Raw genomic sequence first — 12415 nt, 5'->3', positions numbered from 1 at the left:
CATGAAATTGGCAATCAAGTGGGAAAATGCCCAAGTTGACGAAGCCGGGCGGGTGTCTGGGCATTCTGCCGGCGACACTCTGGTGCGACGGATTTTGCGTAACTTCCCCGACTCCATCCTGATAGGCGGTCCCGCCCGGCGCGCCGAAAACTTCAGTGTGGCTCCCCTCGAGATGCTCGACCCGACTGACACGGCGGTTATCAATATGGATGTCATTGATTCACCGCGACTGTGGCAAAAAATGCACAATGCCGGAGCGACGAAACCGCACATCATGAACTTCATGTGGTGGTCTCCGCGCGAATTGACGACGGTAGAAGGCATTGCCTCCATGGCTCTGTCCTGTGCCCTGTTCCCCACTTTTGCGAACTCGGAACGCACCGCTATGGAAGTCCGGGAGATGGCAGAAAAATGGACTGTGAAACCGCTGCATGAACAGATGCAGCTGGGGTGGGTAAACCTGGGGTTCCGTCTGGCTCATGTCCGTCCGCGGGTAGAGACGGAGATTCCGGTCGTGCTCTACCCCTCGATTTATCTTTCGGCAAAGAAGCGCCCGGATATTTTCTTGGACGTGGTCAACTGGGTACACCGCCAGATTCCGCTGCGGGTCGAGATGCGTTTGCACGAAACCCACCTGGTCAGCGAAGCGGCCATGAAGTTTTCCCATCGTGACTGGATTTGGGTGGGACCCCTGACAGCCACGCGCCAGTCCTATTGGGAGGCTTTGGCACATACGACCGCTTTCCTGGCGACCACTGAGGAAGAATCTTACGGCATCGAATACGTGGAAGCCTTGGGGGCGGGAGTCATCGGCGTCTTTCCTGACCTCGAATGGGCTCACGCCTTGGTGCCGGCAGACTACCCATTTTTTTATCACTCGGTGGAAGAAGCCAAGAACATGCTGTGGCAGGTCCTGGTTAAGCCTGCGGAGGCTCGGAAACAGATGGACGCGGCAGCCGGTGGTTCGATTCAGAAGTGGATTGGCGAACACCACTCGGACGATGTCTTTGACGAAGCCTTGATTCAACACGTTGCTGACTGGTTGGGCGATATTCCCCACGCTTAATGCCTTTCACAAGGGCGGTGGGGCGGTGGCAGCGCTAGCGTCCCGTGTCAGATTCACTAGTGTTCCTGCTCACACCCGGTAACGTCGCGTCACCGAGCGCAGGGATAGCCAGCGCGGAGGTCGTCAGCGCACGGGAAGGAGTTGCACGTAAGTAGCGCGAGGGGAGACTTCTGGCGAACGCAGAAGGGATTTGTGGAACCGTTTGACGGCAAGTTTCGCGGCATCTAGGTCGTCGGGGGTGCGGACTGTAACGACCAGTCCCCCTGCCGGACCGGCTGCGATGGTCTCGATTTCGACGCCTGTATGGGCTGACAGTGAATAGAGCAGTGTCGCAAGTCCGGCATCTTCCCAGGCGGGGAGCCAGTTGTCGCCGCTGGCTAGGGCATTCAACGCGGGTGGTCCCAGCATGATGCTCGGAGCATAGGCGTGAATCCACTCCGGATTTTTCGCCAGCGGCTTGGCCTGAGTAGCGCTACCTAGTATTACCGGGGCATCCAGCCATATAAATCCTTCAGTAGCCAGCGCTGCCAAGGCGATTCGTGCGGGATTGACCAGCAACGGTCGGTCTTCCGGGTTCGTTAGCTCCGCGAAACGCGTGGCGCTGGAATACACCGGCAAGGCCGACCCGTAGGGGGCATAAACACCCGCAAAGGTCGGTGATTCACAGCTTCCGGAGACCGCCACGGGCGCCTCCACAATGAGACGCTCCGTTTGCAGCGCTGAAAACAGTTCAGTCTGCGCTGCCCCCACGTCTTTGACCGCGGCAAGTTCCAGGGCGCGCTGGGTTCCGGGCAGCAAATCACCACAATCCGACGCGTAGGGATTGCTTGCCAGATGCTTCATGGATTTCGCCGCACTTTCAATCCAGACCCAGCGGCTTCACGCCGTGAGGCTAGCCAAGGCTTCGGCTACAGTGAAACGTCGCTCATAGATGGCTTTACCAACGATGACCCCCTCCAAGTTGGGGTGTTTGACAGCCAAATCCCGCAGGGTCTGCAGGTCGCGCAGAGCACACACTCCCCCGCTCGCCACGACTTTTGCAGGGCTGGATTGACACACGTGAGCCAGCAGCTCCAGGTTCGGTCCAGTCAAAGTGCCGTCTTTCGACACGTCCGTCACCACGTAACGGGCGCACCCCAAAGCGTCCAAATCCCGCACAATCTGGTCCAGCAGTGGTCCTTCACTGACCCAGCCGCGACCATACACCCGTTCGCCGCGCACGTCTAAACCGATTGCGATGCGCTGCCCAAACCGCTCAATGACCGTGGCGCACCACTCGGGATTTTCTATTGCAGCAGTACCCAGGTTTACCCGCGCCGCTCCCGCATCGAGCATGCGGCACAGCGAGTCATCGTCACGTAATCCCCCACTGACCTCAATATTCAAGCCCGGATAGGTTTTCACCAGCGACTCCACCAGGTCGGCGTTGGAACCCCGCCCGAAAGCGGCATCCAGGTCGACTAGGTGCAGCCACTGCGCTCCGGCAGCGAGGAACTCCGCCGCGACTTGTGCGGGCTCGCCGTAAACTTTTTCGGTTCCGGCTTTACCCTCGGTCAGCCGGGTCGCTTTTCCGTCAACCAAGTCAATTGCTGGTAACAGCACTAATTGTGTCATTGAGCGTCCTTTCCAGGGTCGATTCACGACCCGCCACCACTAGAGCATCTCTAACCAGTTTGTGAACACGCGCGCCCCGGCTGGTCCGGACTTTTCCGGGTGGAATTGAGTGGCGCACAAGGCTCGGTTTTCCACTGCTGCCACGAAGTCGGCTCCGTAATGCGCCCAAGACACCAGCGGAGGGCGGAACAGTCGCCGCGATTCCTCGTCTGTCCCTAAGGCTGCGGCGGGGTCGCTGAGGCAAGCATAAGAGTGCACAAAATAGAACCTCTGCCCGTCAAGCCCCGCCAACAGCTGCGACTGCGCCGGGACGTGCACTTTTGACCAGCCCATATGTGGTAAACGCGCTGCGGGCAGAGCCGTCACCATTCCGGGCCATTCGCCCAAGCCTTCAGTCACTTCCCCGTTTTCGTCGCCGCTTTCAAACATGACCTGCAACCCGACGCAGATGCCCAGTACCGGGCGACCTCCGGCGAGACGACGCTCAATCATCTGGGGTGCACGAGAGGCCTGCAGGGACCGCATCACCGCCGCGAATGCCCCCACTCCAGGAACCACCAAACCGTCTGCGTGAGCAACTTCCGTCGGGTCAGCCGAGAGAGACACCCGTGCCCCTGCCCGCTCCAGGGCGTGCGCAACGGAAAGAACATTGCCATATCCGTGATCCAGCACGACGACTTGGGGAGCAATCATGAGGCGTCCCCCCGCCCTGCTGTGTCCGTGTCCCCCATCGCGTCATCGTGAGAATCTGTCTGTCCGCGTTGGCGCCGGCGTTCTTCACGAGAATTTTTAATGCCTCTGCCCAACATCCGCAAAGCTTTCCAGCGGGGAATATCGACGGTATCTACCGCCCCATCCACCTCCGCCGGATTGACTCGACCCAGCACTAATTCCTCAATCACGATTGGCATTTGTGCAATAACCAGCCCCGCCGGCAAATCTGACTCAAAAGCCTGATTGACCCAACGACCCGCCAAAACCTGACCGGTCACGCCGGGCTCCTGTTCGGTGCCGGGAGCCAACAGCGCAGAAAACACCACCACCGGCATCCGAATAATCTCCGTCAGCGTGGACGCGACCGTGTCCAAATCTGAGTCGAGTTCATTGAGACTTTCGACCAACAGCGCCATTCCCCACTGTTCCTCGGTCAGCTCCAGGTTTTGTACCACCATCGCCCCGGCTTCTGTGGGCACCACAACCGCCGAGATACCGCTCAAAGCGCACAGCGCCCCCAAGGCTTCCGCCGAAGCCACCGGGGTCAGAAAACATGCAGTGGCTTGCCGATTCACCAGCGGAGGCTCTGATTCCTCAGGTAAATCCAGCTGTTCGTCCTGACTGGAAACCGCGGACTCCGGTTCAAAGTCAATATCTCCCAATTTTGCGATGAGGTCAGCAAACTCGGCATCATAGGCTTGCTGATCGGCGGAATCCTGCCCGTTGTCCTCAGGTTTTCGGGGTTCTTGCGGTTCACTCATCACTAGCCTTCCCTGATGTTACAGAGTTCCTTTGGTGGAAGGGACACCTACCACGCGCGAATCATATTCCACTGCGACCTTTAACGCCCGTGCCAAAGCCTTAAATTGAGCCTCTACGATATGGTGCGGATCCCGTCCCGCCAGCAGGCGCAAATGCAGGCATATCCCGGCATTTAGCGCCAGAGATTCAAACACGTGATAGGTCAGCGAACCTGTGAAGTGTCCGCCAATCAGGTGATACTGCTGACCTTCCGGTTCTCCTTCGCAGACGACGTAAGGGCGTCCCGCCAAATCCACCACCGCGTGAGCCAGGGCTTCGTCCAGGGGCACGCAAGCGTCACCGAAACGGCGGATACCCGTCTTGTCCCCCAACGCTTCACGCAAAGCCTGCCCCAAAACAATAGCCGTATCTTCCACCGTGTGATGGACATCAATATCAGTGTCCCCGGAAGCTTCAATGTCCAAATCAATCAGGGAATGACGTGCCAAAGCGATGAGCATATGGTCATAAAACGGCACCGTCGTGTGAATGTTGGCTTGACCGGTACCGTCCAGGTTCACCCGCACCTTTACCCGCGATTCCGACGTTGCCCGCGTGACCTCCGCCACCCTAGGGGTTCGAGTTTCGTTCATTGCAATGCCTCCTTCAGGGCGGAAAGAAACGCCTCAGTTTCCTCCTCAGTGCCCACGCTGGCTCGCAGCCAGCCATCGGGTCCGACTACGCGAATCAACACGCCACGGTCAAGTAAATCTTGCCAGACTTTTTGACGATTGCCGAACTTTCCAAAGAAAACAAAGTTCGTATCCGATTCTGCCACGGTCAAACCCATTCCTCGCAGAGTTTGCACCATGCGGTCGCGAGCGTGGCGAATCTTTGCCACCTGGGCTTGCAACAAATCTGCCCGAGACAGCGCTGCCAGAGCTGCCGCTTGGGTCAGAGCCGACAGATGATAGGGCAATCGCACCAGCATGAGCTGGGAAATAATCTGCGGATGAGCCGCCAGGTATCCCAGTCGCAAACCAGCCATCGCGAAAGCCTTAGACATGGTCCTGGACACTACCAGGTGCGGGTGCGCCGCCAACAGTTCCAGAGCGGAAGGCACCCCGTCGCGGCGAAACTCCCCGTAGGCTTCGTCAATAACCACCAGTGTCGCGCTCCCCTGCGGTCCACTGGTACGGGTAAAGTTCAAGATTTCAGCCACGTCCGCGGAGCTCAGGTGAGTACCCGTGGGATTGTTGGGAGAAGCCAGCACCAGCAACGCCGGGTGTGCATGGTCTACGGCTTGCTTCAACGCGACCACGTCCACGGAAAAGTCCTCCCGCCGCGGCACGTCCAGCAGCTCAGTCAGGGTGTTGCGAGCATATTCGGGATACATCGAGTACGTGGGTGAGGACGACAGCGCCGGATGTCCCGGTCCTCCAAAAGCGCTAAACAAATGATGCATGACCTCGTTAGAACCATTGGCAGCCCATATCCACTCGGGAGCCACTCGCACCCCGGATTCCCGCTCCAAATAATCGCTCAAAGCAAGGCGTAGTTCCGGAAAATCCCGGTCGGGATAACGGTTTAAGTTGCCTGCTACCTCCCGCACCGCCGTGGTTATCGCTTCTATCACCGGAGCTGGCACCGGATAGGGGTTTTCGTTCACATTGATAGCCACCGGCACCTGCAACTGGGGCGCCCCGTAGGGTTCTAGCCCGACCAGGTCCGTCCGCACGGGCAGTTGAATCGAGCACTCAGTCATGGCACGGGCATCTGAGGCACTCATTTACTTGCCTTCCCGACGTGCCAGCAGGGACGCTCCGTGACCTTCCAGGTCCTCGGCATGACTGAATACCACCAGGCGGTCGGTCAGCGCATCCGCAGCTTGCTGGGTGTATTCAATCTGTTGCACGGATTTTAAGAATGCCATCACGTTCAGTCCCGAAGCGTGGGAGGCCGTGCCTCCGGTGGGCAAGACGTGGTTGGAGCCTGCTAGGTAGTCCCCCAGGGGCACCGGGGTGTAGTCACCGACAAAGATTGCCCCCGCATTGTGTATTTTTGCTGCCACCTCGCGAGCATCAGCGGTTTGAATCTCGAGGTGTTCAGCGCCGTACGCGTTTGCCACGGCAATGGATTGTTCAATATCCCGAGTGAGGATAGTGCCCGATTGTGGCCCGGATAGGGCAGTGACGATGCGTTCGTGGTGGTCGCGTTGGGGAATTTGGCGTTCCAGTTCGGCGCACACCTGGGTCACAAGTTCGGTCGAGTCGGTAATCAGGACCGAGGCGGCTGCGGGGTCGTGTTCGGCTTGGCTGATTAAATCTGCAGCAACAAATTTCGGAGTGGCGCTGCTATCCGCGATGATGGCAATCTCGGTGGTACCGGCTTCGGCGTCGATACCGCAGACACTGGATACCACACGTTTCGCCGCCGCGACATAGATATTGCCCGGACCGGTAACGACGTCCACAGGCTCCACCAGAACCTGACCGTCATCTGCGTTCTCTCCCCTCGCACCGTAGGCAAATGCACCAATCGCGCCTGCCCCGCCCATGGCATAGACTTCACGCACTCCTAATAAGGCGCAGGTCGCCAGCACGGTCGGGTGTACCGAGCCGTCGAAAGCCCGCTGTGCCGGGGAGGCCAGAGCAATCTGGTCCACCCCCGCCACTTGTGCTGCCACCACATTCATGATTACCGAGCTGGGATAGACTGCCAGCCCGCCCGGAACGTACAGTCCCACGCGCCGCACCGGAATCCAACGCTGCGTAACAGTACCACCGGGAATAATCTCGGTGACGACCGGGTGGGGCAACTGTGCCTCGTGACCTTTGCGGTTATTGGCAATGGAAGTTTCAATCGCTTCGCGCAGCGCCGGATCCAGTTCCTGCAAGGCGCGGTCAATTTGAGTCTCTGGAACTCGTAACAGGCGCGGGCGGACCCGGTCGAACTGCTCGGCTTGGTCTCGCAAGGCTTTGGCGCCTTCCCGACGCACCGCTTCAATCAGGGGCGTTACCGCCGCCACAGCCTGCTCTACGTCGAGGGCTGCCCGTGGAAGGCGCTCGCGCAGCACTGCAGCATCAACGTCTTCTTTTGAAAAATCCAATAAGTTAAACACGGTAACATCATACAGCTATCCCTTAGTAGCACCTTGGGTTAGACCAGCTACAATCCACCTACTAGCGAAAGAAAACAGTATCATAGTAGGAAAGATTGTTAACACGGCAGCAGCGGACATCGGTCCCCACTCAATGTTGAAACTAGAGATGAAACTGTTCAATGCTGTTGGGATTGTTCGTTTAGAATCCGAGTTTATTAGTGTCACGGACAAGAACAGTTCGTTCCAGATATTAACAAAGTTAAATATGAAAGTCGCTGTGATTCCCGGCAGCATAACCGGCACAATGATACGCCATAGAGCGGAGAATCTGTTCAAACCATCTACCATCGCTGCTTCTTCGAGAGAGTCGGGAACATTATCGAAGAAACCCCGCAGCATTATCGAGGAAAAAGGTATTGTCATAGCAATGTAGATTAGGACTAAACCGGCTCGGGTATCAATCAAGCCCAAGGTAGTGAACATTTGATAGAGCGGACCGAGGGCAATAAACATCGGTATCATCTGCGTGACGAGAAATGCGATTAGTACCGCTCCTTTTGACCGAAAAGTAAAACGCGACAATGTGTAGCCGCTGAGAAGGGCAATCAATGTGGCAACAATCGACCCAAGCAGAGACACTGTCAAAGAGTTGAACATATAGGTTCCGAACTGAGCCTTGGAAAAGAGATTCACGTAGTTCTCTATAGAAAAGACTCTGGGCCAATATCGAACAGGATATTCGGCGATTTGACTTGCTGGCTTAAAGGATGTGAGGAGAATCCAGTAAAGCGGGAACACTGTAATGACAAACCATAGGGTCAAGCCGCAGACTTTTATTATCTTTAGGTACATGGGGGTTCTACTTTGCATCATCACTCCTTGATAAGAGCAGTAGATACATGCCGGTGAACACCGTAAGTACGCCAACAATGATGAAGCCGAGTGCGGAAGCCAAGCCATAACTGCCTTGTTGGGTGAACTGAATCATCCAAGTCGTTGCGATATGTGTCTGGTTACCAGGACCCCCTCCCGTCATGGCGTAAATAATATCCGGAAAGTTAAAAATCCAGATTATTCGCAGCAGGATTGTGAGTATCAAGGTTGAACGAATCGAAGGAATGATTATGCTGAACAGGGCGCGTATACGACTCGCGCCGTCTATTGCCGCCGCCTCCAACATATCTTGAGGCACAGATTGCAACGCAGCCAGAATCATAATTGCGAAGAAAGCCACCCCATACCAGATGTTCGCGATAATCACGGCAACGAATGCTAATTCTGGTTTTGCCAGCCATGGAACGGGAGAATCTACAATACCGGCTCGCATTAACAAATCATTAAACACGCCAAATTCACTGTTAAACATCCACCTGAAGAGTATGCCAATCAAGAACCCTGACACCGCCCAGGGGTAAAAAATAACAGCTTGATACAAGCCTCTGAACCTGAAGCGATTGCGTAGAGCTAAGGCTATTAAGAACCCGATTACGAACTGGGGAATGATAGATACCACCACCCAGATGAGAGAGTTCACCATTGTGTGCAGAAACAGAGGATTAAAAATGAGTTGCTGGAAGTTACCGAAACCAACAAATGGCGTGTCGTTAAGATTCCACAAGTCCCATTTTCGGAATGCCATCTGGGCACCACGTAGCATCGGGTAGTAGGTGAAGATAGCTACGAAGATGAAAGCGGGCGCTAGAAATACCATTATCGTCAGGGCGAACCTGCTCGAAAACGGGCGCCGGCTGTGGGCGCGCCCGACTTCAGCAGACGCACCCACAGCTTTCTTCCCTGAGAACATCGCAGCTACCCTTGCCACTTTTCTGTCCAGAATTTATCCCACCCCGAGAGCATCTGGGAGGCGGTCATCTGGTTCAGGAGAACTTTCTGTAAATCAGCTTCTGAACGCTGCATCCATTCGGTCCACCAAGCAACCCCACGAGGTTCCTCAACGGAGATCCAGGTATCCGGGTTAGATGTCATTTCTACGTAAGCAGCCCAGGGACCGGTTTTGAAGAATTCGTCTTCCCCGGCAGCCTGAAGAATCGGCACGAGAGAGTTTTCCTTCGCAAAAGTCGTGGAAGAATCCCCAGCCAACCATTTCACCAGTTCCACTGCCTCAGTTTTGTGCTTAGAGAACTGAGTCACGCCCCAGCCCGCCGTAGCCATTGGCCAGGCTGCTTTCCCCGTCGGTCCCACCGGATTGGGCGCCACACCCCACTGGTCTTCAGACAGGGATGATTCCTTCACCGTAGCAATAACCTCAGGATCCTGAAGTAAAAACGCGGTAGAGCCATTGGTGAAACCCTGCACCATTTCAGCATACCCCCAGGAAACTGAGGACTCTGGAGAACCTGTCTTGTATAGCTCCACGTATTTATCCAAAGCGGTTTTAGACTCCGGGGTCGCAAAAATCGTCTTACCACTTTTAACCTTGTATGCGTTGGCTATGTCGAGGTTATCTGCATTGTAGGCTTCGAGAATACTCATCAATTGCCCAGCTGAGTTTGGACCCCCGCGGAAGGCGTAACCGTAGCGATTTTGCGCAGGACTCTGAATCTTAGCGGCCTGCTCCGTCAATTCCTCCCAGGACTTTGGCGCCCCCTCGAAGCCGGCCTGTTTCACCAAGTCAGTTCGGTAGAACAGACTCAGACCGTAGAAACCATAAGGAATGAAGTAAGATTTCCCATCAGCATTGACGGTGAATTTTTGAGCCTGATTGGTGAGCTTATCGAAACCATCCCAGTTTTTAAGATCCGGAGCCATGTCGTAAAGCCAGCCATTATTACTGAAAGGTCCAACAGTCAGGTCACGAACTTCCAAAACATCAACCCCGGAACCGGATTGAAGCATTTGCTGAATTTTTTGGTCTGCTTGCTCCGTTGGTGGAGAAATCAACTCTACCTTGATATTTGGATGTTCTTTTTCAAAATCCTTCAGCAGACCTCGAATCAACTCGGTACGAGCCGGATTAGTTAGTGACTCAACCATCTGGAGCTTAACCAGTCCTTGTGAGTCATCTCCACTACTTGAGCTGCAACCAGTAAGCCCAAGTGCCAGGGCAAATGAGGCTGCAATTAACACGGCGATGTGTTTACGCATTATTCCTCCTATTCTTTGTTGTTCATATGTTGGATTCAGTCGAATTCTGGCTCGCCCATTGGTACAGCAGGGGGATACCTTCGCTGGCAAGATAGTCAAAATCCGACAACGAGTTATATATATGGGTTGAAAAGCGAAGAAAACCTTGACCGTGGAAACTTGTGAAGGAAAGTGCTATTCCCGTGGCTTCAATGAGCGGAATACGCAACGCATCGCTTTGTTCACGCGTCTGTCCCAAGCCAAGCGGTAATCGCACCAATCGCAGTGGACCAACCTTCTGCCCTACATCGGGAAAAGGATTGTCCATCCACTGACGCAGCGGCGCATCAAGGATTTTCTCGCCTTCATCAGCTAGATGACTAGACCACTCCCTAACATTATCCCAACCAACCATCTTGTCGATGAGGCTCCAGGCAAATGGTGCGGTGAGCCACGCCGTGGTGTCCATAGTTCCTGTGTGGTCAAAACGCCTAGGAAATTCGAGCTCAGCACCCCAGGAATCAATTAAGGGGAATAGCTCTTGATCAGCATCCCTTGAATATAGCAAAGCTGCACCGCGTGGCGCGCAAGCAAATTTATGCAAGTTACCAACCCAGTAATCCGCGTCGAGGGAAATTGGATTTTCCAAAACGCCGAGGGAATGTGCCCCGTCCACTAGGGTGGCAAATCCTAGTTCCCGAGCCTTTTTACAAATCTCGTTAGCCGGAAAACGTCGGGCTGTGGCTGACGTAATCTGATCGATAACAAGCAATCCGCGTGGGGTGTTTTGCATCTTTTCTGTAAGAATATCCACTACTTCTGCCGAAGTGGCATTCAAAGGAACAGAAACCACATTGAAAGTTCCTCCTGTACGCTGAGACAAACGCCTAGCCCCCATCGAAACCGCACCATAACCGTGATCCGTAACCAGAGTGTGAACAGGACCTCGCGACATAAATCTCTGGTAAACAACGGACGCACCCGCCGAAACGTTGAAAACAAAAGCAAGGTGTGAGGAATCCACCCCCAGCAGCCTCGCCATTTCCTCGCGCGCACCACCTACCCGCTCGTGAGCTGCCGAAAACCAGCTCACAGGGTTTTGTTCCATCAATGTACGAAGCCGATTTTGTTCAGCCTGCACCTCCACAGGTACTGCACCGAAGGAACCGTGATTGAGATGTTTGCATCTGGGATCGAGAGACCAGCTGGGACCTGAGTTATACGGGTATATAGTGGGGAACTTCATTGTTCAAACCTCCTTGTCTGGCAATTCTAACACCTAAAGAAATAAATAGAGATAATTTTCGCAATTTTTACTTAATTGTCTGACAGTTCAGATTTTAGAAGTGCTAGGACCTTTTACTTGTAAGGTAGAACTATGCAAGATGCAGTAGAACAAGCCCGCTTGGGTCTGTGCAGAATGATTGCCACTGGAGAAATAAAACCAGGGCAGGCTCTCCCCTCCGAGATTGAGCTGTGCGAACGCTTTAAAGTTTCACGCAGCTCGCTGCGGGAGGCCCAGAAAATGCTGAGCGTGGCTGGAGTGTTAAATCTAAAAAGGAATGCTAGCGCGCGCGTATCCCAACTAACGCCAAAAAACGTGGTGGATGCACTTACCGCTATCGTTCCGCTGTTACCCCTTGATTCTTTCATCGAATTATTCACCCTTAGGGAAATACTGGAAGGCTACTGTGCCTCCCAAGCAGCAGCGAGACTCTCAGACATTCAAATCGAGGAACTTGAACGAATAGCAATGGATTTGAGGAAATGCAATCCCGGATACGAAGCACAAATCCTTGATACAGATTTTCACAAGCTCATAACCAGTGCCGCGAATGACCAAGCCATCATTTCTCTGCTCAAAGTGCTGCGTCAACGCGGTAGAGATTACCACATTTATGAAAATCCTGAAAGACTAGATTTGAAAAAAGTTAGTGATAGCGCCCACCTAGAGATTGTTCAAGCAATCAAAAAACGGGACCCTGAACGAGCATCATTTTTGGCACAAGCTCACGTTCACACCACTAAAACCTGGTTGGAGACTTACCGCCCGAATCCAGACCTTTTTTCATATAACTTCGAAGATATCTAAA

13 protein-coding genes are annotated in these 12415 nt (G+C 54.4%); 2 read left to right on the top strand and 11 right to left on the bottom strand.

The window, feature by feature from the left end:
* The first annotated feature begins 1 nt into the window (after position 1).
* The gene (locus HMPREF0576_RS02475) at positions 2–1066 is read left to right on the top strand and encodes a hypothetical protein (RefSeq protein WP_004010571.1); all 1065 of its coding nucleotides are present in this window, start codon (positions 2–4) and stop codon (positions 1064–1066) included.
* Positions 1067–1189: 123 nt separating this feature from the next.
* On the opposite strand, the gene HMPREF0576_RS02470 is transcribed toward HMPREF0576_RS02475, so the two are convergent.
* Genes HMPREF0576_RS02470 through HMPREF0576_RS02420 form a run of 11 tightly spaced genes read right to left on the bottom strand, consistent with a single transcriptional unit; the run spans position 1190 to position 11568 of the window.
* Positions 1190–1909 (bottom strand): hypothetical protein, encoded by a 720-nt coding sequence (locus tag HMPREF0576_RS02470; RefSeq protein ID WP_004010570.1) that lies wholly within the window; start codon positions 1907–1909, stop codon positions 1190–1192.
* Positions 1910–1945: 36 nt separating this feature from the next.
* Entirely contained in the window at positions 1946–2680 is a 735-nt protein-coding gene (priA, locus tag HMPREF0576_RS02465) for a bifunctional 1-(5-phosphoribosyl)-5-((5-phosphoribosylamino)methylideneamino)imidazole-4-carboxamide isomerase/phosphoribosylanthranilate isomerase PriA (protein WP_004010569.1), read from the bottom strand.
* A 39-nt stretch (positions 2681–2719) separates the two neighbouring features.
* On the bottom strand, positions 2720–3373 hold the full coding sequence (gene hisH, locus HMPREF0576_RS02460) for an imidazole glycerol phosphate synthase subunit HisH (protein ID WP_004010568.1): 654 nt from the start codon (positions 3371–3373) through the stop codon (positions 2720–2722).
* The gene (locus HMPREF0576_RS02455; RefSeq protein ID WP_004010567.1) at positions 3370–4155 is read right to left on the bottom strand and encodes a hypothetical protein; all 786 of its coding nucleotides are present in this window, start codon (positions 4153–4155) and stop codon (positions 3370–3372) included. Before HMPREF0576_RS02455 ends, hisH begins: the two co-directional genes overlap by 4 nt.
* 18 nt (positions 4156–4173) lie before the next feature.
* Positions 4174–4788, bottom strand: a complete 615-nt coding sequence (gene hisB / locus HMPREF0576_RS02450) for an imidazoleglycerol-phosphate dehydratase HisB (protein WP_004010566.1) — start codon at positions 4786–4788, stop codon at positions 4174–4176.
* A complete protein-coding gene (locus HMPREF0576_RS02445) occupies positions 4785–5924 on the bottom strand; it encodes a histidinol-phosphate transaminase (protein WP_004010565.1) in 1140 nt (379 codons plus the stop codon). Before HMPREF0576_RS02445 ends, hisB begins: the two co-directional genes overlap by 4 nt.
* Entirely contained in the window at positions 5925–7256 is a 1332-nt protein-coding gene (gene hisD, locus HMPREF0576_RS02440) for a histidinol dehydrogenase (protein ID WP_004010564.1), read from the bottom strand.
* Positions 7257–7271: 15 nt separating this feature from the next.
* Positions 7272–8060, bottom strand: a complete 789-nt coding sequence (locus HMPREF0576_RS02435) for a carbohydrate ABC transporter permease (protein WP_245527310.1) — start codon at positions 8058–8060, stop codon at positions 7272–7274.
* Positions 8061–8097: 37 nt separating this feature from the next.
* On the bottom strand, positions 8098–9042 hold the full coding sequence (locus HMPREF0576_RS02430; RefSeq protein ID WP_004010562.1) for a carbohydrate ABC transporter permease: 945 nt from the start codon (positions 9040–9042) through the stop codon (positions 8098–8100).
* A 5-nt stretch (positions 9043–9047) separates the two neighbouring features.
* Positions 9048–10343: an ABC transporter substrate-binding protein gene (locus HMPREF0576_RS02425; protein ID WP_004010561.1), complete on the bottom strand. Its 1296-nt coding sequence runs from the start codon at positions 10341–10343 to the stop codon at positions 9048–9050.
* A 22-nt stretch (positions 10344–10365) separates the two neighbouring features.
* Entirely contained in the window at positions 10366–11568 is a 1203-nt protein-coding gene (locus tag HMPREF0576_RS02420; RefSeq protein WP_004010560.1) for an aminotransferase class V-fold PLP-dependent enzyme, read from the bottom strand.
* Between the two features lie 132 nt (positions 11569–11700).
* Between HMPREF0576_RS02420 and HMPREF0576_RS02415 the strand changes: the two genes are divergently transcribed.
* Positions 11701–12414 (top strand): FadR/GntR family transcriptional regulator, encoded by a 714-nt coding sequence (locus HMPREF0576_RS02415; protein ID WP_004010559.1) that lies wholly within the window; start codon positions 11701–11703, stop codon positions 12412–12414.
* The last annotated feature ends 1 nt before the right edge of the window (position 12415 follow it).

The organism is Mobiluncus holmesii ATCC 35242, assembly GCF_000185445.1.
GTDB lineage: Bacteria > Actinomycetota > Actinomycetes > Actinomycetales > Actinomycetaceae > Mobiluncus > Mobiluncus curtisii.
The sequence above is the reverse complement of the archived record's forward strand: the minus strand, read 5'-3'. Positions and strand labels throughout refer to the sequence as shown.